Source organism: Dyella sp. EPa41 (assembly GCF_016586165.1).
GTDB lineage: Bacteria > Pseudomonadota > Gammaproteobacteria > Xanthomonadales > Rhodanobacteraceae > Dyella.
In genome coordinates this window covers 111,337-132,587 of the sequence record NZ_BCPR01000003.1, presented here as the reverse complement: position 1 = coordinate 132,587, position 21,251 = coordinate 111,337, and the positions used below count along the sequence as shown (strand labels likewise).

General features: G+C 63.5%; 24 protein-coding genes. 19 read left to right on the top strand and 5 right to left on the bottom strand.

The annotated features are described in order from the left end of the window. Window positions 1-133 precede the first annotated feature (133 nt). Together JMF82_RS02290 and JMF82_RS02285 are read left to right on the top strand one after the other, a co-directional pair. A complete protein-coding gene (locus JMF82_RS02290) occupies window positions 134-457 on the top strand; it encodes a cytochrome c (protein ID WP_201312914.1) in 324 nt (107 codons plus the stop codon). Between the two features lie 19 nt (window positions 458-476). Continuing rightward, window positions 477-830 (top strand): cytochrome c, encoded by a 354-nt coding sequence (locus JMF82_RS02285; RefSeq protein WP_201312913.1) that lies wholly within the window; start codon window positions 477-479, stop codon window positions 828-830. Window positions 831-900: 70 nt separating this feature from the next. Here the strand turns inward: JMF82_RS02285 and JMF82_RS02280 are convergent, their stop codons facing one another. Then, window positions 901-1,509, bottom strand: a complete 609-nt coding sequence (locus JMF82_RS02280; protein ID WP_201312912.1) for an NfuA family Fe-S biogenesis protein — start codon at window positions 1,507-1,509, stop codon at window positions 901-903. Between the two features lie 139 nt (window positions 1,510-1,648). On the opposite strand from JMF82_RS02280, the gene JMF82_RS02275 reads away from it, so the two are divergent. Both JMF82_RS02275 and JMF82_RS02270 read left to right on the top strand, forming a co-directional pair. After that, window positions 1,649-1,990 carry a 4a-hydroxytetrahydrobiopterin dehydratase gene (locus JMF82_RS02275; protein ID WP_201312911.1) on the top strand — a complete coding sequence of 114 codons (342 nt, stop codon included), beginning with the start codon at window positions 1,649-1,651 and terminating at the stop codon, window positions 1,988-1,990. Further along, entirely contained in the window at window positions 1,987-3,501 is a 1,515-nt protein-coding gene (locus JMF82_RS02270) for a CPBP family intramembrane glutamic endopeptidase (RefSeq protein ID WP_201312910.1), read from the top strand. The genes JMF82_RS02275 and JMF82_RS02270 overlap by 4 nt, the downstream gene beginning before the upstream one ends. Here the strand turns inward: JMF82_RS02270 and JMF82_RS02265 are convergent. Then, complete coding sequence (locus JMF82_RS02265; RefSeq protein ID WP_201312909.1) at window positions 3,469-4,482, bottom strand: RluA family pseudouridine synthase; 1,014 nt, start codon at window positions 4,480-4,482, stop codon at window positions 3,469-3,471. The genes JMF82_RS02270 and JMF82_RS02265 overlap by 33 nt on opposite strands. A gap of 342 nt (window positions 4,483-4,824) precedes the next feature. Here JMF82_RS02265 and JMF82_RS02260 point away from each other — a divergent pair, with 342 nt between their 5' ends. Continuing rightward, window positions 4,825-7,944, top strand: coding sequence for an Rne/Rng family ribonuclease (locus JMF82_RS02260; RefSeq protein ID WP_201312908.1), 3,120 nt, complete (start codon window positions 4,825-4,827; stop codon window positions 7,942-7,944). 79 nt (window positions 7,945-8,023) lie between these two features. On the opposite strand, the gene JMF82_RS02255 is transcribed toward JMF82_RS02260, so the two are convergent. Further along, window positions 8,024-8,677, bottom strand: a complete 654-nt coding sequence (locus JMF82_RS02255) for a response regulator (protein ID WP_201312907.1) — start codon at window positions 8,675-8,677, stop codon at window positions 8,024-8,026. A gap of 149 nt (window positions 8,678-8,826) precedes the next feature. After that, entirely contained in the window at window positions 8,827-9,069 is a 243-nt protein-coding gene (locus JMF82_RS02250) for a hypothetical protein (RefSeq protein WP_201312906.1), read from the bottom strand. Window positions 9,070-9,314: 245 nt separating this feature from the next. On the opposite strand from JMF82_RS02250, the gene JMF82_RS02245 reads away from it, so the two are divergent. The 4 genes from JMF82_RS02245 to JMF82_RS02230 all read left to right on the top strand — a co-directional run bounded on the left by JMF82_RS02245 (window position 9,315) and on the right by JMF82_RS02230 (window position 11,535). Then, the gene (locus tag JMF82_RS02245; protein WP_201312905.1) at window positions 9,315-10,673 is read left to right on the top strand and encodes an integrase family protein; all 1,359 of its coding nucleotides are present in this window, start codon (window positions 9,315-9,317) and stop codon (window positions 10,671-10,673) included. A gap of 69 nt (window positions 10,674-10,742) precedes the next feature. Beyond that, window positions 10,743-11,021 (top strand): hypothetical protein, encoded by a 279-nt coding sequence (locus tag JMF82_RS02240; RefSeq protein ID WP_201312904.1) that lies wholly within the window; start codon window positions 10,743-10,745, stop codon window positions 11,019-11,021. Between the two features lie 3 nt (window positions 11,022-11,024). Continuing rightward, a complete protein-coding gene (locus JMF82_RS02235) occupies window positions 11,025-11,195 on the top strand; it encodes a hypothetical protein (RefSeq protein WP_201312903.1) in 171 nt (56 codons plus the stop codon). An 88-nt stretch (window positions 11,196-11,283) separates the two neighbouring features. Beyond that, window positions 11,284-11,535: a hypothetical protein gene (locus tag JMF82_RS02230; protein ID WP_201312902.1), complete on the top strand. Its 252-nt coding sequence runs from the start codon at window positions 11,284-11,286 to the stop codon at window positions 11,533-11,535. Between the two features lie 650 nt (window positions 11,536-12,185). Here the strand turns inward: JMF82_RS02230 and JMF82_RS02225 are convergent. Next, window positions 12,186-12,719, bottom strand: coding sequence for a hypothetical protein (locus JMF82_RS02225; RefSeq protein ID WP_201312901.1), 534 nt, complete (start codon window positions 12,717-12,719; stop codon window positions 12,186-12,188). Between the two features lie 41 nt (window positions 12,720-12,760). Between JMF82_RS02225 and JMF82_RS21890 the strand changes: the two genes are divergently transcribed. The 10 genes from JMF82_RS21890 (at window position 12,761) to JMF82_RS02175 (ending at window position 21,249) form a co-directional block, all read left to right on the top strand. After that, on the top strand, window positions 12,761-13,069 hold the full coding sequence (locus JMF82_RS21890; protein WP_236585254.1) for a hypothetical protein: 309 nt from the start codon (window positions 12,761-12,763) through the stop codon (window positions 13,067-13,069). A 252-nt stretch (window positions 13,070-13,321) separates the two neighbouring features. Next, on the top strand, window positions 13,322-13,546 hold the full coding sequence (locus JMF82_RS02215) for a helix-turn-helix domain-containing protein (RefSeq protein WP_201312900.1): 225 nt from the start codon (window positions 13,322-13,324) through the stop codon (window positions 13,544-13,546). After that, on the top strand, window positions 13,543-13,722 hold the full coding sequence (locus JMF82_RS02210) for a hypothetical protein (RefSeq protein WP_201312899.1): 180 nt from the start codon (window positions 13,543-13,545) through the stop codon (window positions 13,720-13,722). The genes JMF82_RS02215 and JMF82_RS02210 overlap by 4 nt, the downstream gene beginning before the upstream one ends. After that, window positions 13,719-13,910, top strand: coding sequence for a hypothetical protein (locus tag JMF82_RS02205; protein WP_201312898.1), 192 nt, complete (start codon window positions 13,719-13,721; stop codon window positions 13,908-13,910). Before JMF82_RS02210 ends, JMF82_RS02205 begins: the two co-directional genes overlap by 4 nt. Further along, window positions 13,907-14,311, top strand: coding sequence for a hypothetical protein (locus JMF82_RS02200; RefSeq protein WP_201312897.1), 405 nt, complete (start codon window positions 13,907-13,909; stop codon window positions 14,309-14,311). The genes JMF82_RS02205 and JMF82_RS02200 overlap by 4 nt, the downstream gene beginning before the upstream one ends. Further along, window positions 14,308-14,946 (top strand): hypothetical protein, encoded by a 639-nt coding sequence (locus tag JMF82_RS02195; RefSeq protein WP_201312896.1) that lies wholly within the window; start codon window positions 14,308-14,310, stop codon window positions 14,944-14,946. The genes JMF82_RS02200 and JMF82_RS02195 overlap by 4 nt, the downstream gene beginning before the upstream one ends. Then, window positions 14,943-15,569 (top strand): hypothetical protein, encoded by a 627-nt coding sequence (locus JMF82_RS02190; RefSeq protein WP_201312895.1) that lies wholly within the window; start codon window positions 14,943-14,945, stop codon window positions 15,567-15,569. Before JMF82_RS02195 ends, JMF82_RS02190 begins: the two co-directional genes overlap by 4 nt. Next, on the top strand, window positions 15,569-17,530 hold the full coding sequence (locus JMF82_RS02185; RefSeq protein ID WP_201312894.1) for an AAA family ATPase: 1,962 nt from the start codon (window positions 15,569-15,571) through the stop codon (window positions 17,528-17,530). Before JMF82_RS02190 ends, JMF82_RS02185 begins: the two co-directional genes overlap by 1 nt. A gap of 286 nt (window positions 17,531-17,816) precedes the next feature. Beyond that, window positions 17,817-18,614, top strand: a complete 798-nt coding sequence (locus JMF82_RS02180) for a hypothetical protein (RefSeq protein WP_201312893.1) — start codon at window positions 17,817-17,819, stop codon at window positions 18,612-18,614. A gap of 1 nt (window position 18,615) precedes the next feature. Continuing rightward, complete coding sequence (locus JMF82_RS02175) at window positions 18,616-21,249, top strand: phage tail tape measure protein (RefSeq protein WP_201312892.1); 2,634 nt, start codon at window positions 18,616-18,618, stop codon at window positions 21,247-21,249. The last annotated feature ends 2 nt before the right edge of the window (window positions 21,250-21,251 follow it).

Sequence of the window (21,251 nt, the reverse complement as noted above, 5' to 3'; positions counted from 1 at the left end):
GCGATTCATCTATCCTGCCGTTGCGCACTGATAAGAATCAGTGGCTTGCGACATGTTGTCCCATTGTGAAGGCAACGACTATACTTCCGTGACTTTTCACCATGTACCAGCCGGAATCGTGGGGACGTTTCTGATGACTCGACTGCAACTGCTTGGCCTGACCGTGGCCGCAGCTCTCTTCGCCACTGCCAGCGTGCATGCCGAGGGTGACAAGGCTGCCGGACGCAAGTTGATCTACACCTGCAACGGCTGCCATGGCGTGCCTGGCTACGCCAACGCCTATCCGAACTATCCGGTGCCGCGCATCGCGGGCCAGAACGAGCAGTACATCGTGAATGCGCTGCACGAGTACAAGAGCGGCGACCGCAAGCATCCGACGATGATGGCTCAGGCGCAGAGCCTGTCCGACAAGGACATCGAAGACATCGCCGCCTATCTCTCCAGTCTCGCCAAGTAAGCCAAGGACACTGATCCGCATGAAACGTGCACTGACCCTGCTTTCATTCGGCGCCGTCCTGGCGTTCGCTTCCACCCAGATCTTCGCCGCCGGCAGCATCGAGAACGGCAAGCAGAAGGCCGCCACCTGCTTCGCCTGCCACGGCGCCGACGGCAACGCGGTCGATCCGCAGTACCCGCGCCTGGCCGGCCAGTACAACGTGTACATCCAGCAGGCCCTGCACGAGTACAAGAGCGGCCAGCGCGGCAACGCGATCATGAAGGGTTTTGTCGCCACGCTGTCCGACCAGGACATCGAGGACGTCGCCGCCTACTTCTCCAGCCTGCCGACCAAGCTGGATACGGTGAAGGGCCACATCCAGGGCGACAAGTAAGCGCCAGCCGGCATGCAAGAAAAAAGGCCCGCTCGATGCGGGCCTTTTTCATGGCCACCGGCCGGCGGGGTCAGCCCATCGCCGAGCGGCCTTCCTTCTTGCTGTAGTAGGGGTTGCTGCCACCACTATGGTCGGTGGCGTCGCGCACCGCGGTGATTTCAGGCACGCGTTCGCGCAGGGTCTTCTCCACGCCGTGCTTGAGCGTGACGTCCACCGAGGCGCAACCGTGGCAACCGCCGCCGAACTGCAGCACCACCACGCCATCGGCATCCACCTCCAGCAGGCTTACGCGGCCGCCGTGCGAGGCGATCCGGGGATTGATCTCGGCCTCCAGCACGAAGCGCACGCGTTCGATCAGCCCGGCGTTTTCGCCCGGGATCTCGCCCTTGATGCGCGGCGCGCGGATGTTGAGCTGGCCGCCGGTCGCGTTCGGTTCGAAGTCGATGCTGGCGCCTTCCAGCCAGGCAGCGCTGTCCCCTTCCACGTTGAAATCAAAACCATCGCAGACGATGGTCCATTCCTGCCCGTTGAGGTCCTCGGGCTCGGCGAACTCCAGCTCGCAATTGGCCGCCGGCGTGCCCGGCGACGTCACGCGCAGGCGGATGCTCAACCCGTCGATGCCCTGCTGGGAAAGCAACCGCAGGAAGTGCTTCTGCGCGCGTTCGGAAATCTCGATCATGTCCACTCCAGCTGAAACTCCGGCCTCGCCGGAAAATACAGCACCATTTTAGTCCTATTTCGATGTCGCTGCCGACTTTTGACTTTTGCCCGGCGAGCTTCGACGCTTCGCATCCTTCCCACCATATGGATCCATCGCCATGAGCCTCAGCCCGCTTGCCAGCCAGCACTGCACGCCACGCAAGGGCAAGGAGCACGCGCTGGACGCGGCCAAGGTCGCCGAACTGCTCGCCACGCTGCCCGGCTGGCAGGCCACCACGGACGGCAAGGCCATCGTGAAGGACTTCAAGTTCCGCGATTTCCACCACACGCTCGGCTTCATCAACGCGGTCGGCTTCATGGCGAATCAGGAAGACCACCATCCCGACCTCGAAGCCGGCTACGGCCATTGCCAGGTGCTGTGGTCGACCCACGACGTCGGCGGCCTGTCGCTCAACGATTTCATCTGCGCCGCACGCGTCGAAGCCCTGCTCGAGCATTGAGCGACACGGCCGCCATCCGGCGCTTCGCCGGCATCGTCGGCCTCGGGCTGGCGATGATCGCAGCCCTTTGGCTGATGGCGCTGCTGTCCGCGTGGATAACGCGCGCCCGGCTGGTGCAGGACGCCCGGCAAGAACTCGCCGCGCTGCGCGAAGGCCAACCGCTGTGGCAGTGGCGCCTGCGCTCGCCCACCGACCTGGTGGCCAGCCGCGTTTTCGGCAGCGCGACGGTGACACACGGTGCCGAAGCGCTGCGCATTACCAGCCACGACGGCACGCCGTTCGAACTGGGCCTGCCGCTGGAAAGCCCCATCGACGCCGCGCATTGGCCGCGCCTGGAGCTGCGCCTTCACAGCAGTGTGGCGGGGTCGCTCGGCCTGAGCTACCAGGCCGGCGAATCCGGCCCCGCCTGCGTGGCGACCAACGTCGCGGCGATCGGGAGTGGGCAGACCCGGTTGTCGGTCGACTTGAGCACCGTCACCTGGCGCACCGGCACCGGGGCGACCTGCAGCGCGCCCGGGGTGGTGGCTTACATGTTGCGGCTGCGCATCCAGGTCCCGGCGGATACCGTGCTGGATATCGGCGAGGTGGCGCTCGCCTCTTCGAGACCGGCGGGGCTCCCCGCCACCATCGGCGCCGATACGGCGGATGTCCGGCTGCCCTCGCCGCAAGGCGCACTCTCCCTTCCCGAAGGGGCCGCTCCGCTGGTACGGCTCCCCGCGGGGGCTTCGGCGGAGTCCATGGTGGCCCTGCGCGACGCCATCCGGGCGCAGCGCCCCGCCGCCCTCGTGCTGCCCTCCGGCATGGCGCTCACGGGCGGCCGTTACGTCCCGCCTCCCCGCTGGTGGGATGGGGCCGTGTGTGGCCTCTACCTGCTATGGCTGGCCGCGCTGACGTGGCGGCAAAGGCCCGAGGTCGCCCGACCGTGGGTAGAAGCCATCGCGATCGCCGCGGGTCCGCTCTGGCTGATCGCCGGTCTGCGCTGGGGCCCCCACGTTTCCATTCCGGGCGTGATCGCCTTTCTCGCCGCCATCGTCTTCGCCGCCGCAAGCGAGTGGCGCCGGCGCCCTGTCGACTGGTCCTGGCTGGGCAGAAGCCGGGCGGACTGGTGGTGGCCCCTGTTGCCCCTGCCGGTGGCGTTCGTCCTCATGCTGGCGGACGGGCACGGCCTGATCCATCTCGATCCCAAGCACATCGCCGCCTATTTCGGCTGGGCGTTGCTCCAGCAATGGGCGATGCTGGCGATCGTCATGGGCCGGCTGCGACTTACCGCGCTGCCGACGCCGGTGGTCATCATCGTCACCGCGGCCCTGTTCGGCCTGCTCCATACGCCCAATGGCTCGCTGATGCAGCTGTGCATGCTGGCCGAGCTGTGGTGGGCCTGGTGCTTCGTGCGCTCGCCGCGTCTGATACCGATCGCCATCGCCCACGCCACGTCCGCCCTGCTGGTCGAGAGTGGCCTGACCGGCCACCTCCTGCGCTCACTTGAGGTCAGTGCGCGATTTTTCCTGTAGGTGCTCCTGCAGCCGGCGGATTCTTTTTCCTTTCACGGCAAGCACATCCAGGAATTCCTTCAAGTCATCGGGAAGCGGCGCCGAAAAGCTGTAGGCCCGTCCGTCCAGCTCGAAGCTCATGTGGGACGCGTGCAGGAACATCCGCTGTAGCCCCAGGTCCTTGAATTTCTTGTTCATTTCCTTGTCGCCGTACTTCGGATCGCCCGCCAGCGGGTGATCGATATGGGCGGCATGGACGCGGATCTGATGGGTACGACCGGTGCCCAGGGTCGCCTGCATCAGGCGGGCGGCCGGGTACTGCTCCATTTCCTGGAAAAAGGTGAGCGACGGCTTGCCGTTGTCGGACACTCTTACCATGCGTTCACCGCCCTGAAGCACCGATTTGAGCAGCGGCGCATTGACGCTGAACTTCGCCTTGGACGGATGCCCCACCATCAGGCAGAGGTATTGCTTGGTCACCGTGCCTTCGCGGATCGCCGCCTGCAGGCCGGTCAGCCCCGCCCGGGTCTTGGCGAACACCAGCACGCCACTGGTATCCCGATCCAGGCGATGCACCAGTTCGATATGCTCGTTGGGCCTTGCGGCCCGCAACAGCTCGATCGCGCCGTGGCTGACGCCGCTGCCACCGTGGGCGGCGATGCCCGCCGGCTTGTCGATCGCGAGGAAGTGCTTGTCCTCGAAAATGATCGACTCAGTGATGGCTGAGACCATGCCTGCGGCCGGGCCCTTCGCCGGCTCCTTTTCGGCCACCCGGACAGGGGGAATCCGCAGCATATCGCCGGCCGCGAGACGCGTGTCCGGCTTCGCGCGCTTGCCGTTCACGCGCACCTGCCCCGTCCGCAGGATGCGGTAGATCATGCTCTTCGGCACGCCCTTGAGCAGGGTCATGAGCGCATTGTCGATGCGCTGGCCATCCCGCTCGGGACCGATCTCGACTTGACGCACACCGTGAGGTGCGTCTGGGGAAGTTGCCGTCTGCATTGAAAAAAACCTGGCGAAATAGGATACTCGGCCGGCGCTACGTCCCGCCCTGCCGATGTTCGGAATGGAGTCGGGACGCCCGCCCCGTGACGTCGGCGAGGATAGCGCCGGTCGCCTTCTTCGGCAGCCGGTCGCTGCTCCCTTTCATCGTAACGGTTCGGGTGGTCGTTGTCCGGTTCCCCAAGGGTTCCGGGGCGGCAGGCGCATTGCCACGAATCATCCCGGCACCGGAAACGATGCCGTCATGTTGCCGCTTAACCGCAGCGGCGCGATCCCCGGCAGGCCGCCGAAACACGGCGCCACCGCGGCACGCGACGCGCGGCAAGCCGAGGAAAAATTACAATGAAACGTATGTTGATCAACGCAACTCAGCGTGAAGAGTTGCGTGTGGCCATTGTCGATGGCCAGACCCTTTACGATCTCGATATCGAAATCCCCTCCCGCGAGCAGAAAAAGGCCAATATCTACAAAGGCCGCATCACTCGCGTCGAACCCTCCCTTGAAGCGTGTTTCGTCGACTACGGCGCTGAACGCCATGGCTTCCTCCCGCTGAAGGAAGTCGCCCGCGAGTACTTCACGCCGGGCCTGGACCCCAACAAGGCCAACATCCGTGACCTCATCAAGGAAGGTCACGAAGTGGTCGTACAGGTCGAGAAGGAAGAACGCGGCAACAAGGGCGCCGCGCTGACCACCTTCATCAGCCTCGCCGGCCGCTACATGGTGCTGATGCCGAACAACCCGAAGGCGGGTGGCGTCTCGCGTCGCATCGAGGGCGAAGACCGCCAGGCGCTGAAGGAAGCGCTGGATCATCTCACCGTGCCCGACGACGTCGGCCTGATCGTGCGTACCGCCGGCCTCGGCCGCGACGCCGAAGAACTGCAGTGGGACCTCGACTACCTGCTGCAGCTGTGGAAGGCGATCTCCAACGCCGCCCAGGCGCAGAAGGCGCCGTTCCTGATCTACCAGGAATCGAAGCTGTTCATCCGCGCCCTGCGCGACTACCTGCGCAGCGACATCGGCGAAATCCTCATCGACGAGGAATCGCTCTACAACGATGCGCGCGAGTTCATGCAGCAGGTCATGCCCAACGCCCTGCGCAAACTCAAGCTGTACCGCGACGACACCCCGCTGTTCTCGCGCTACCAGATCGAGACCCAGATCGAGAGCGCGTTCGACCGCCAGGTCCGCCTGCCCTCCGGCGGCTCGATCGTGATCGACCAGACCGAAGCCCTCACCGCCATCGACATCAACTCGTCGAAGGCCACCAAGGGCAGCGACATCGAGGAAACGGCGTTCAACACCAACCTCGAAGCCGCCGTCGAGATCGCCCGCCAGCTGCGCATCCGCGACGCCGGCGGCCTGATCGTGATCGACTTCATCGACATGGACAGCCCCAAGCACCAGCGCGAGGTGGAAGAGCGCCTCAAGGACGCGCTGAAGCTGGACCGCGCCCGCGTGCAGATCGGCCGCATCAGCCGCTTCGGCCTGCTGGAGATGTCGCGCCAGCGCCTGCGCCCGAGCCTGGGCGAAGCCACCCAGATCGTCTGCCCGCGCTGCGAAGGCCACGGCCATGTCCGCGGCGTGGAGTCGCTGGCGCTGTCGACACTGCGACTGATCGAAGAACACGCCATGAAGGACAACACCGGCCAGGTGCTGGTGCAGGCTCCGCCGAGCGTGGCCAACTTCATGCTCAACGAAAAGCGCGCCAGCGTGGTCGAGATCGAGCTGCGCAACAAGGTGCACGTGGTGATCGTGGCGGACGACAAACTCGAGACGCCGCACATCGAGATCCAGCGCATCCGCGAAGCCGACATGGGCGAGCACAGCAAACCCAGCTATGAGCGCCTCACCGCGGTCGAAGCCTCGCCGTTGCCGAAGATGGGCCAGGCCCTGGGCAGCAGCGAACAACCGGCCGTCAGCGGCATCGTTCCCGCCACGCCGGCGCCGGTGCGCGAAGAAACGGCCGCGCCTGCCCCGCAGGCCCAGCCGACCCGCCAGCCCGTGGCCGCCACGCCGGCTCCGAGCGGTGGCGTGATTTCCCGCCTGCTCGGCTGGTTCCGCGGCAGCGCCGCCCCCGCCACGCCGGCCCCCGCGGCCAAGGCCGAGGCGGCGCCAGCCAACGCACGCGGCAATCGTCGCGACGACCGTAACAACCGCCAGCCCCAGCAGCAGGCGGGCCGCCAGCAACAGCAGCAGCGCCGCGAACAGTCCCAGCCGCAGGGCCAGAAGGGCCAGCAGCAGCAAGGCAAGGGCAATCGCCAGCGCGGCAACGAGCAGCAGCGGCAGCAGCAGGCCCCGGGTGGTCGCCCGGAACAGAAGCAGCAGCAGGCCAAGGCTGAATCCGGCCAGGCCCCGAACGAACGCAAGCAACAGCAACAGCAACCGCGTCAGGAACAGCAGCGCCAGCCGCGCCCTGCTCCCGCGCCGGTTCAGCAGCCCGCGCAGGCAGCACCCGCCGCCGCACCCGCCGCAGCGACTCCCCCGAGCGAACGCCCGCCACTTGCCGCCCCGACCATGGCCGAAGCCAGCAAGGAAGCATTGGCGGAAGTGGCAGCCATGCCCGTCGTGCAGCCCGATGCGGAAGCCGCGGTAACGGACGAAGGCGCACCGGCCGCCGAGGGCGGTCAGTCGCGCCGTCGCCGTGGTCGTCGTGGCGGCCGTCGCCGTCGCCGCCATGAGGACGGCACGCAGGCCGCTGGCCAGGATCTGGCGGCAGGCGATGAGCATCTCGACCTCGACGACGAGGACCGTAGCGAAGAAGCCGCGCCGCGTGAGCCCGTTGCCCCGCCGGTGGCCGCCGCCGTCGTCGCCGCAACCGCCAGCGTCGCCGTGCAGGCCGTAACGGTTGAGCACGCCGCCGAAACGGTTGCACCGGCGTTCGTCACGCCCGCCCAGCCCACCGCGCAACTTGAGCCCGCGCCGGAGCAGGTTATGAGTGCCGTGGCGCCGGCGTCGTTCAACCTGCCCGCGCTTCCGCCGATTCCCGAGAAGGCGATCGAGCTGGCTGAAGCGGAAGACATCAAGGTGGAAGCGATCGTCGAGCCGGTCACGCAGCTTGAACCGGTCACGACCCATGAGGTCATCGCCGCCGCCGAAGAAGTTGCCGAGTCGCTGACAGCCGACGTCACGGCCACTGCCATGCACGCACCGGAAGCGACCACGGTCGCCGCCGAGGTGGCGCAGGCCGAGCCCGTCGTCGCGAGCTCGACCATCGACTTCCGCTCGCACCACCTGGATGTCGCGCCGCACGCCGAGCACGTGCAGGCGTCCGCTGCCGAGGCGGTCAATACGCCGCCGGAGTCGCCGACGGCCGCCGAGCCGACGGTGACACCGGCAACGCCGGCCCAGGGTGACTTGCTCGCTCATGCAGGCGTGACCACTCCCGCCTCCCACGAGGAGTCCCCGGGCAGCGAGGAATCCCCGGAAGCCGAAGGCCACACGAAGGACGCCTCGCACGGCTGACGCCGCGAGCCTTCACCCATAAAAAAAAGCCGGACCAACGTCCGGCTTTTTTTATTGCTCATGCGGCGCGACCGAGGCGTCAGTTCCCGACCTGGTTGTTGTGCGTATCGAGCAGGCCGTGAATGGTCATCAGGTGCGCCAGGCTGATCACGTGATCGACCTGGAGCTTTTCCATCAAACGCTGCTTGTAGGTGGAAACGGTCTTCGGACTCAGGTTGAGCTGCTCGCCGATGGTGGTGAGCGCCTTGCCCCGCACCAGCATCATTGCGACCTCGAGCTCTCGGCTGGACAATACATCGAACGGCGACCCCTCGCCGTCGAGCGTGGCAAGCGCCAGTTGCTGCGCCACGGCCGGCGCCAAGTAGCGTCGCCCCGAGGCCACCTGTCGCAGGGCGTCCATCAGTTCGTCCGCCGAGCACCCCTTGGTGAGGTAGCCCAATGCACCCGCGTCGAGCAGGCGCTTCGGAAAACGCGCGTCGTCCACCACCGTGACGATGATCACATGCGTCGGCAATTTGGAGCGAGTCACGCGCTCGGTCAGTTCAATGCCGCTCATGCCAGGCATGTGGACATCGACCAACGCGATGTTGGGCGTCTTCGAACGGATGAGCCGCAGCCCCTCCTCCGCGGTTCCCGCTTCACCGCAAATTTGAACGTCCGGCTGTTGCTGCAGGATCATCCTGAATCCCGTGCGCACCAGCTCGTGGTCGTCAATCAAGACTACCTTGATCACCAGACACCCTCCTTGGGTTGATTCGGCGAACATAGGCTGCGATATCGCTTTATGCAAGCACTCGCGGTGCGTGGGAAACACTTCATCCATGCCACCCTACGAGAGCGGATGATGTTTCCTTACAGCGTTTACCGAAGCCCGCCTTTCCCTTATTCCACCCCGGTTGACCAGTTCCTGAGGCCTGCGCCGTCGAGATCAAAATCCTCGACCGTTACGGTCATGACGCTGCGACCATCCGACCACTGCTGCGCACCCAGGCGCCTCACTACGCCCTCAAGCGCGGCGCCCTGGGCGAACACGCAGTCGCCTTCGCAGATGCCCACGACGTAGCCCTCGGGAAGCTCGGCCGCGACGCGTTGGTCGAACGGCCCCAGGAATCGCACGATGCTCATGAGTTCTCCCGGATGCTTCCAGCATCCTGAAACGTGGTGCCCGGAGCGGGGATCGAACCCGCATAACCTTTCGGTTGAGGGATTTTAAGTCCCTTTTGAATGTCTCTCAACGTCCCTTCACTTCTCGTGTCCGCCATACAATTTCCTTGTTTTAAGCCATTTTTCTTGACATATGAGGGATTCGAGAGGAACCTGAGAGACACTGATTACGCGCCAACTCTCGGACACGAAACCCGGACACCACAATGAAGGCTCAAGGGACCAAGTACCTACTCACGGACGATTTTATCGCTGAGAAGGTCGCAGAACAGGCGTCACGGCACCGTGTGTTCTATGACAGCCACAAGGATGCGCCCCGCGGCTTCGGTGTCCGCGTCACCAAGAACGGAGCAGTTTCCTTTGTCCTGAACTACTACTCGTGCGGGGCAGAGCGGCGCAAGACGATCGGGGCCTATGGCAAGCGGGGCCAGGGCGGCATGACGATTGCCCTGGCGCGACGCGCTGGAGCTGACCTGCGGAGTAGCGTGCTCTCCGGCAAGGATCCGTTGGCAGATGAGCGCGCAGCCAAAGCAAGCGCCAAAGCTGCGGAAGCGGCGCGCAAGGCACGCGAAGAGCACACCTTGGCCGCACTGGTCCGCGCTTACGTGTCCGACATGCGGGCTCATGGCAAAGCTTCGGCTGAGCAGGTGGAGGCTCTTTTCGAGCGAGCGGTGGCCGCGCCCTTCCCCAAGATCGCCGCCCTGCCCGTTGCGGACGTGACGGTCGACGCCGTCATGCCTGTCTTCCACAAGATGACCAAGGCGGGCATGAAGCGCGATCCGGAGAAGCTTGCTTCGTATCTGCGCACAGCCTTCAACGCGGCGAAGCGGGCCAGGATCGATGCGCGTGGTCATGCGTACAGCGACTTCAATGTGCGCTTCAACCCATTAGACGACCTACGGGTGTCACGCCCCCCAGTCACGCCCGACGCGGCGCGAAAAGCCAAGCAAGAAGAGCTAACTCTTTCGGAATCCCAGCTGGCCGCCTATTGGAAGCGCATCAGCGCCATGGACGACGCATATGGCGCCCTACTCCGCCTGCATCTTCTGACAGGCGGGCAGCGTCGCGAGCAGCTGTGCCGCCTGACACGCCCCGACTACGACAATGCCTCCAAGACAATTACGCTTTGGGACGCAAAGGGCCGCCGGTCAGTGGCGCGAGAGCACATCCTTCCTTTACTGCCCGAGGCTATTGAAGCCATTGCCGTGATGGCCGGCGCGAATGGCTCTTATCTCTGCAGCGTCACGGACGGAAAGCAGCCCGTCACGCCCGCAGTGCTGGATGACGCCATGAAGCGCGCGTCTGAGCCAATGGTTGAAGCGGGCGAGATTCCACGGATCATCACCCCTGGCGTTATCCGGCGCACTGTCGAGACGAGGCTGGGCGAGCGCAACGTCTCGCTCGAGGTCCGCGCCCAGCTGCAGTCCCATGGCCTTGGCGGCGTCCAAGCAAGGCACTACGACCGCGGTGATTACCTCAAGCAGAAGCGCGAGGCGCTCGAACTGTTGCGGGCGCTCTGCGAACCGAAGAATTCCCGCAAGGGAGGCGCCGCAAAGGCGAAATAACGCGCCGGCGCCTGGGCGGCAACCCAGGCACCGACGACTTCCACAACCGCTCTATGAAGGAGAGCAGCAATGGCAAGCGCAAGCTACACGAACGTAAGTCGAATTCAAGAACTCGCCCATTTCCCGCCGGTTTACGTGCTTCCAGACGACGGCGAGCTCATCTTTCCGGGCGACATTCGCCATGACGTCATCAGCGCCATGGATGGGTTACCCACTTCGGTGCAGCGTAAGCTGCTCACGCTCGCCAAGATCACCGCGAGCGGTGAGTTCGACATTCTGCAGACAACCTTCTGGACCGACGACCGTAAGCGTGCCTTCATCGAATCGCTGCCAGAGATGGAGGGTTGAGCCATGGCTGACGGAGGAAATGTCATTACCCTGGACCCGGCCCGCCAGGCCACCAAAGTCCCGCCCTTGACCAGCGATGAGATCCTGGCCCTGCGCCAGCTTCTGCGCCGGGCAAGCGCCATCATCGACACCTGCCCTATCGCCAAGCGGATCATTGAGGAGGGTGGACTATGAGCCGCGAACTCGATGAGTTCTTCGAGGACTGGATTGCTCGCATGGAGCGCCTGCGTCGCGAGGCCGATCGGGAGAATGAGGTAGTCGAATGAGCGCGGAAACCGATCCCATCACCCTCTTTGCCGCCTTCGCTTCCGGCGACCGCTGGCTGTCAGCCGATGCGTGCGCTGCCTATCTTGGCGGCATCACGCGTCGGACGTTCCTCGAAACCATCGCGTGCAAGCCGGGATTCCCCAAGCCGCTACCGCTGGGCAAGGTGAAGACGTGGAAGAAATCTGAAGTTGAGGACTGGGCAGACAGCTACAGAAAAGCGGCTCATTCATCCCGAAGCAGTAGTTGAGATATTGCCGCCCTTCGGGGCGGCGTTTTCGTTTCAGCTATCTGCCGTTAAACGGCAGTGAGCCCGAAACCAAGACCTACACAACGAGGAAGGCTTCTGATGAAACGGATATGCATCTCCCTTTTGGCGCTGGCTGGATCCGCTCGAGCCCAAACCTTACCTCCCATCCCGTCACCAAGTCTGGGCGCGCCGCGCTTAACCGCTCCTGCCTATGTGGCCCCAAAGCAGACCCCATGGCCAAAGGCTTCGGAAACGCCGCGCTGCCTTTGCCTGATGCAGTGCGAAGCCATGTGGGCAGCAGCCCCTGACGCAATCGAGAAAGCATCTGGCATGCGCTTGCGGCTTGCCACTGACACCCTGCTGGATACCTACGCCCCGTCAGGATACGAGGGGCTCCACGGGCGCGTGGTGAAGCGCCCTGACGGGCATGGCGGGTATGAGATGGCTGCATCGTTCGATGGATCGCGTAACACCGTCCTGGATGAATCCTCACTGCGGCAGGTGACCCACATGTTCAACATGGACTTACATATGATCCAAATGCAGAACAGATGCCCGGGAACTTAATGCTCTGAATGTGTCGCAAAGTTCTCCATTTCGCCGCCTTTCGGGCGGCGTTTTTATTTGAGCGTCAGGGAGGCGGCGTGATGTCAGAGGTCACCGAGTTCGGTTACTTGCACGGCGGGCAAGCGAGCCTTGATCTCTTTCGTCGCCCTCACCAGGTGCCGCCTGAGATAGATCGAGTAGCGTCCATACATGAATGTGGTGTCGTCGCCGTATTTGTGATCGATGACGAGCTCCCCATAGCTCTTGTTTCGGGGCTTCCCAGTGCACACGAGCAAACCGAGTCGAATCGTAGGGAAACCTCGTGCCTCCGAAGGAATATGACAGGCAGCATTGCGCATTTTGTTAATCAGATCCGTTACATCCATCGGTCGATTGTCGATCTCGACAATGTCGTCCGAGAAATCGACGCGCCGATTGGATTGCGCCAGGTGCTGCAGGACGTCATTGAGCAGGATGAGGATGAGAATGAAGGTCGCCTCAATCATCTCGGCTTGAGCATCATCTCCCTTGAAGAGATCGGTATCCTGCAGCTTGTTGAGACAGCGCTCAGCTCGCTGCACTCCGCTTCGCAGTTCACTTGGCCGCCACCATGGCTGTTGCGCGACGAGGTCTCCCATGCGTGAACTCCCCATCCTGATGAATGGCCCGAGGATAGCCCATGTCCTCCACTGAGCAGATCAACCTCGCCGGCAAGGACTGGCTGACCGTCATCGAAGCCGCGCACTACTGCGGCGTGTCCGACAGCCAGTTCCGAAAGAACGCCCTCGCCTACGGCCTGCGTCCGAAGCGGTTCATGGGCAAGCAGCTCTATGAGAAGGCCGCGCTCTACGCGGCGATTCACGGATCAGAGGACTGGTCAACGCCGCAGCGAAATACAGCCAAGGCGATAAGTGGTCATGCCCAAACCATGGAGGGACCTACTGCCGGGCGCTTGGCCCTGTACGAAGCAAAAAAGAAGCGTAGGTAACCGGCCGCACCTTGGCCCCATAGGGAACCCAGTCGTCGCTTGACATCGTTTCAGTCCGCGCCATGCGAACAAGAAGCGGCGTCTGCTTAGGCGAATCTAGATACAGTCATTGACAACATCGGAGAATCTGCAATCATTTCTCACGATGGCGAGGTATTGCCCATCGCCTAAAACAAGCCCGGCCTCGTGCCGGGCTTTTTATTTGCCCAAATCCAAGCCCCGCCATGCGGGGCTTTTTTATTGGAGTGACCTATGAGCATCGTTACTTCCCTACCCTCCGTCCCGGTACTTGCCGACTACGTGTCGCGCGAAGAGCTCGCAAAGGAGCTTAAGGTGACCACCCGCACGCTCGACAAGTGGGCGTGGCTGAGGAACGGTCCGGTGAAAATCAAAATCGGATCGCGTTGCTACTACCACCGCGCAGACGTGAATGCTTGGATCGAAGCGCAGCGTCATCGCGCACAGGAGGCGGCGTGAGCGCATCGGCCCAGTTGAGCGAAGAATCGTTTGTGAGGCTGTTTGTCGACATGAGCGAGGAGGAACGCGCGACGTTCTATTCCCGCATACATGAACTATCTGCCGAAATGATGAAGGCAGCCGCGCACCAAGCGCTCTTGGAGGTCGTCACGGCACGCCAGGGAGCAACCGCATGACTCCCACCAATCGCTCCATACACGACGTTGATGACGATCTCCTGGCCGCCTGCTTGTGCATTGGCGCGCTTGCAGACCATGTCTCCGAGCACGGCACCGGCAATGCCCAGGTGCTGGCGAACATCGAACGCGCCACCGATGGTTTCCGCCGCATCATGATTGAGCGCCGCGCAGTGGTGGTCCCATGAGCACCTGTACCGTCCTTGCGAAAGCGCACCCGCTGAGCGGTGACTGGATAACTTCCGAGATGCCATCAGGTCAGACCATCGCCGAAATGCTGGGCGAGCAGGCCAGCCCTAGCTGCAACGTGTCCATTGGCGGCCACCCAGTGCCCTACGCCATGTGGAACAAGGTCCGGCCCCGTGCTGGGCAGACCGTCCACGTCGTAGGTGTGCCCCAAGGTGGCAATGGCGGGAAGATCCTGCGCACGGTTGCCATGGTGGCGCTTGTCGCGCTGAGCAGCGGTGTTGCTTCCGGTGCCATTGGAGCAAGCCTATTCGGCAGCTACGCAGCTGTAGCCAGTGCCGCCATCATGATCGGCGGCTCTGTCGTTGGCGACCCGTTGATTGTCTCGGAGGGTCAGGCATGAGCGTTCTCAACTGTTTCGTTGCAGAAGATCGCGCGCTGGTCAGCGTCGACACCTGCATGGCGCCGATCTCATCCAGCAACGCCGCGGACCTCGCTCGTCGCGCGCATGGATCCAAGCTCCTCGCGTTGCCTCACGCAAACGTGGTGCTGGCCGCTCGCGGCGAGATGAACTTCTTCAACTGGCTGGCCAGCGATCTAAACCGGGCCGTGCTCGATGGCTACGACGCCATGGCTGAGCGTATGCCTAGCCTCCTGGAGAAGAATCTTGAGGTCTTCATGGCGGCAGTCGCCAAGCCGCAAGGCGTCGATGCCTTCCCTGGTGCCGAAATCGTCATGGTCGGCTGGTCACGCGCAACCAACCGCATGCAGGCCGCCGTCTGGAAATGCGACCACGGCGAAAAGGCTTCCCGCGTCGCCCGTGTGGCTTCGTGGATGGCTAGCCCGAACCCGGGTTACGCGGAATTGCCGGCACCGCCGGACTCAGCCGAACGCATGACAACGATCGCGCGCGATCAGGTCGAGCTCCTGCGCTCACTGCCCGTTGCCGTGGCTGTTGGCGGCCGCCTGCTGCTCGCCGAAGTGACGCGCGACTCGATCAGCATCAAAACCGTTGCCGACTTGGAGGCCGCCGCATGACTACTCCGACAGAAATCACCTTTACGCAGGAGCAAGAAGACGAGGCCTGGCGCCTAATGGATGCTGTGGACGCCGCCCAGGAAAGCGGTGACGTGGACGTCCTGCTGTTGGCCATCGGCGCGTTTTTTGACTGGCAAATCGAAGTCGGGTTGCTGACCACCGACGACTTCCGCCAGTGGACGCTCCCGCATCTGCGCGACGTGATGCGCCGGATGGTTGAACTCGATCCGGCTCTGGCAGACGCACAAGCGGATATCGCCGTCGACAAGATGGACGGCCGCGACGGGATGGCTGACGCTGGCTGGGCTGCGCTTGTGCTCGACGCCTACACCAGCGCGCGGCAAGACCTGGGACTCGATGCGCTCATGACGCCCGAGCTTCGCGCTTCCCTTGTTCGCCTATCGCGCGGCATCGAAACCCGCACCGACCTGGCTTGCCAGCTTTTGCACCGCCACGCGCACAAGCCCTTTAGTCCCGCGCAGGGTGATCACTCCGAAGCTTGGAATACGTGTAAGGGTGCCCGCCGCGAAGCACAGGACATTCTCGAATTGCTCGACGCGCCGATCGACGAACGCGAGGGCTGGTATCTGCAGCGCAGCCTGCCGCATGGAGGCAGCAAATAATGACGAACCCCCAAAACAGCAACGCCTCGCTGGCGGGCGAGGCGAAGCTAGAGAACATGCGTGACGAGTCGCACGTCCACGCTACCGCTGGCGGAAATCGTTTGCAAGTGTTGTACAGCCGCGGCTATGGCGAGCGCGACAACACCCCCGAACAGCGCTTCGCTCCCGACTTCACCGCTTTTCGTGACGCCATCCTGGACGACCGTGGCACGGAGAAGGGCGGCCGATGGATTGCCGGCCCGTGCGCCATCGCGCCCGATGACGCATCACACCGCGATGGCGGATCTAAACAGCGCGCTATCGGCAAGCATCACCGCTGCGCGTCCTGTGCACATCCGCGGCGGTTCATTGGCCTGGACGTTGACCAGTCCCTGACGCCGCAGTCATTCGCCGCACTGGTGCAGCACCTGCAGCGTTTTTCCGGCCTGGTCTTCACCACGTCGAGCCACACGCCCGCTTCGCCGCGTTGCCGGGTCATCCTTGAGCTGGACCTGCCGGCACCGCGCGCCGAGCTTGTGGCGGCAACGGCGGCCGTACAGAAGCGAATCAGTGATGCCTTGGTGGCAGACGGCTATGACCCGCTGATTTTCGACGCGTCGTGCGACCGCCCGGAACAACCGCTTTACCTGCCGCTGACCGGCGCCTCGCATTACCTGCTGGACGGCAAGCCGCTATCCCTGGGCGAGTTGCTGGCCGATATGCCAGCTCTCGCGCAGAAGCCCACGCAAGCGCCGTCACAGCCCGCCGGCGCCGTCGTGGTGGATGAGGGTAGGCATGGCGACCTACTCGCACTGAGTGGACGCCGGGCGCGCGATGTGCACCGTGGCGACATGGACGCAGACACCGCATGGGCGTTGCTTGTTGCGGAGCGTGACCGCGGAAGGTGGACGCGGCGCATGGATGACGCGGAACTACGGCGTGCGTTTGAGGGCTCGCTGGCGAAGCTGGCGAGCGGTGCATGGGAAGCGCCCGCGCCTGTGCCGGGCGTGGCTGTTGCAGGCAAGCAGGCAGCGAATGATGCAACAGGCAACAACGTTCGTCGGCTCTTTACGCTGACCCGCGCAGACAAGATCGAACGCAAGGCGACCGACTGGCTTATTCGGGACTACCTGGTGCGCGACACGCTGGCCGCGCTGATCGCCAAGCCCGGTGCGTGCAAAAGCTTCCTCGCTGTCGATTGGGCCTGCCGGATCGCCACCGGTACAGCTTGGTACGGGCGCGAAGTGAAGCCAGGCGCCGTGTTCTATCTCGCCGGCGAGGGCCAGCGCGGATTGCGTAAGCGCATCGACGGATGGGAGAAACACACCGGCGTCACTGTTGACGGCGCCCCGTTGTTCATTGCGTCGGGCATGCCCTTTCTGTGCGACCAGCTCAACATTGCCAGCACGCTATCCATTCTCAAAGAAACGGCCGAGGAACTGCGCACCTACACCGGCGTCACCCCCGCCATGATCGTGATCGACACGGTAGCGCGCGCCATGAACGGCGCGAATGAGAACGCGACCGACGACATGGGCAAGTTTGTTTCAGCGTGCGACCAGCTGCGCCAAGAATGGAACTGTACCGTCCTGGCCGTGCACCACACCGGCAACGACCCGGGAGCACAGGACCGCGGACGCGGTAACAGTAACTTCGGCGCCAGCATGGATTCGGATTTCTATCTGAAGGCAAAAGATGGCGGCCTTGAACTGAAATCCGGCGACAAGGCCAAAGACTGGCGCAAGCCACCAACCGTGATGTTGTCGAAAGTAGAGATCGAGGTGGAATCCATCGATGACGACGGCGAGCCAGTGAAGGAAACCACGCTCGCACTGCACGATGCGGCAGGCGCGATTGCAGACACGAGCAAGCGTGATCGAGTTGTGGGGCTGCATCGCGACGGCCTGTCCATCCGAGCCATTGCCGACCACACCGGCGTTCCGGCCACCACCATTCATCGATGGCTGAAACATGCCGCTTAGGGTGTTCCGTTCCACGGGGGGGTATATACCCCCCCCGTGGTGGAACACGTCTGTTCCGCGGAACACGAATACGCGGAACACCAGTGGAACAGTGGAACAGCAAGGAGCGGGCGGGTTGGGGGTAGCGCATGCCCATTCGCGCCAGTTTTCCAGGCCTTTTGCGCCATAGAACCACTGTTTCAGGCCACCTCTTTGGCCATCTAGGGATTCGTTATCCCTATGCAAAGTGAAAAATGTCCTTCACTTGTCGCATTTCTTCTCTTTGCTTCTCTGGTGTCCGGGTGGCATGTCCGCGAACATTCCAATCGCGGCGCCCTTTCGCGCTAACCAATTCGACCCCGAGGCCACCATGTCCCAATCAAGTTCACCCTTCATCAGCGCAACCATCCGCGGCAACCAGCGGAGGCTTGCCCTGTGGCCGCACGGCGAGCCCACGGACGGCGCGCTTAATGAAGTGCACCAAATGGTGCAGCGCGCGGCACACGCCGTCAGTCTCTATGACCGGCTGCGCATAGGCATCGATGAGGACCAGCGTCTCTCAGACTCCGCCAAGCGCGAGGACATCAAGAAAGCGGCCTTGGCCCAGCTATCGCGCATAGCCACCGCGCACAACAACCTGCATAGGGAGGCCACGGACATCGATGAGCGCCGCAATGCGCTTCTGGAGATCAAGCCCTATGCCCAGGGCGATTTCTCCACCGTCGCCATCGACCTGGCCCTGGCGGCCACCCTGCGCTCCGCGAGCACGGCAGACGCGCTCAAGGCTATCCAGGCCGATCCGCGAGTGGCCGATGCAGTCGCGCGGTTGCCCACCACCCTCACCGGCATTCCCGAGTCCGTGAAGGCGCGCATGCTCAATGAGGTCGCCGCCCAACGAAACCCCGGCGAAGTGAAGGAGCTGGCCACCCTAGACGAGGCCCTTCGCCACGCCCGCGATGGCCTGGCCAATGCGGCCCGAACCATCGCACAGGACGCCAATCTCAACTCGGCAGAATTCGCGCCCTTCGCCCACATCGGAAGCGGTATCGAGGCCCTACCCGCCCAGGCCACCGAGGCCGCCGACGAGCCGGCGGAGACGGCCTGACATGGACCTGGCAACGCTCGGCGTACGCGTCACGACGGACGGCGTCAGCAAGGCCGCTGATGACCTGGACAAGATGGCGGCAGCCAGCGACAAGGCCGCCACCTCATCGGAGAAGCTGTCTGCGACTGCCGCCAAGGCCGCCAGGTCATTCGATAACTCGGCCCTCAGTGCCCAGCGCATCGAACTCGCCAAGTTGGCCGGTCAGATCGACCCCACCATTGCCAAGCTCGACCAGTTGGACAAGCAGCAGAGCAAGCTGGCTCAGTTCAAGAAGTCGGGCCTACTGACTGCGGACGACTTCACTGCCCTCAATAGCGCAATTGAAGCGAACCGTGCCCGGATCGCCAGCGCAACGGAGTCGGTCCATAGCTTCAGCCTCAACAACGCGAACGCCAGGCGCGAGCTTGGCTACCTCGCGAAAGATCTCGCCACCGGCCAGTGGGGCCGGTTTCAGCAGTCCTTTGCCACTCTGGTCAGCTCGAGCGGTCTGCTGGCGACCGGCTTCGGCGGTGTCGCCGCCGCCATTGCCGCCGCGGGCGCCCCTTTTGCCGCGTTCGCCATCGCCGCAAACGATGGCTCCAAGGTCCAGAACGAGTTCAACGCCGCGCTAGCCAAGACCGGCGACTTCGTCGGCGTAGCCTCCGGCGGCATGTCCAAGTTCGCCAGCCAGGTGGCGGGCAGTAACGCAGATCTGGGCAAGGCCAACGACATCCTCATCGCGCTGGCCGGTAACGGCAAGGTGAGCAGCGATGCGTTCCTGTCGCTGGGAAGGGCTGCCATGGACGTGTCCAAGCTCACCGGCGACAGCGCAGAGAAGGCCGCCGCCGCGGTGACCGAAATGTTCGACGGCACCGCCGCGAGCGCCGTCAAAGCGAACGAGCAATATCACTTCCTGACGCTCAAGGTTTACGAGCAGATCGATGCCCTGGAGAAGCAGGGAGACGCCCAGCGAGCCGCGCAGGTGGCCGCCGATGCCTTCCACGATGCCATCGGTCCTCGCCTCGACGAGATGAACTCGCAGGTGACCGGCCTGGCCAAGGCATGGGATGACGTAAAGGTTGCAGCCTCAGGCTACTGGCAAGAGTTCAAGACGGGCGCGTCGCTCATCGCCGGCACGGCCGACATGCAGACGCAGATCTACGATCTCATGGGGAAGAAGGAGGCCGCCAAGAGCGGCAACCCCTTCACCTTCGCGAGCTGGTCGCCGGCCGATGAAACCAAGCTGCAGGACCTGCAGAAGCAGCTCTCCGACAAGATGACCGCGGCAGAGGCCAAGGCTGAAGCGCAGCGCATCCAGGACGCCGGCGTAGCGGGACAGTCGCTGCTCAACAAATACACCAAGCAGTATGAGTCCGAGGAACAGAAGCGCCAGGACGCGCTGATCGATATCCACAACGCCGCAAATAAGGCCATTGCTGCCGCACTCGCCAAGGGCGACACGGACATGGTCAACACGATCATGGCGAAGGAAGCTGCCGCCGACATGGCCGCCCGCGCATCGTGGGCCAAGAAGTCACCCTCCGACGATTTCGACGCAACCATCCTTGCCAAGAAACAGATGACGGAGGCGATCAACAAGGAAATCGAGGGCTATAAGAAGGAGCTGACGCAGCAGGCGCAAAACGTCGTATCGATCGCCAATTACAAGTCGGCGATGGAAGAAAGCCTGCGCGTCAAGCAAAAGCAGATTGACCTGCAGATCGCATCCATTGGTATGGGGGCTCGCGAGGCGGCCCAGCAACGCGACATCCTGCAGGTCCAGGACGACACAAATAAGAGGATCGAGCAGCTCAATCGTGACTTTGCCGACAAAGGCAAGGCCATGACGCAGGAGACCTACGACGGCGAGCTCAAGATCATCAAGGACGCGCAGGATAAGCGTGTCCAACAGATCATTGATGGGAACCAGCGCGAGCTGGCCGCCATGGCAGATTGGCGAAACGGCGCCCGAGGGGCCATTGCCGATTTCGAAGACTCCGCCGCCAACGTGGCCGGACAGACACACAATCTGTTCACCAACGCCTTCGATGGCATGGCCGATTCGATCGCGCAGTTTGCTGTGACGGGAAAGTCTAGCTTCAAGGACCTGGCCGACTCGATCTTGACTGACATGCTGCGCATCCAGGCGCGAGCCCTGGAATCGCAGGCACTGCAGGCGATATTCGGCTCGATGTACCCCGCGGCGTTGGCACAGATGCAGGCGAACAGCTTCATCGATTCTGTCATCGCCAACGCCAACGGCGGTGTCTATGACACCGCGTCGCTATCCAGCTTCTCGGGTCAGATTGTCGATCGCCCGACCATGTTCGCCTTCGCCAAGGGCGCAGGCGTGATGGGTGAAGCGGGCCCGGAGGCCATCCTACCGCTCACGCGCGGGGCGAACGGAAAGCTGGGGGTGCAGGCCGCGGGAGGTGGCGGCGGAGACGTATACGTGAGCGTCGAGAACAACGGTCAGGCCGTCAATGCGACCGCCTCGCAGACCACGGGCCCCAATGGCGACCGCTTCATCAAAGTCATTCTTGATGCTGCGGAAGACCGCGTCGCAAGCAGTGTTCTTCGTGGCGGCAAGGTCGCCAAGGCACATGAACATCGCTACGGCATCCGCCAGCGCGGCGTCGGCGTGGCGGGAGCGTAAGC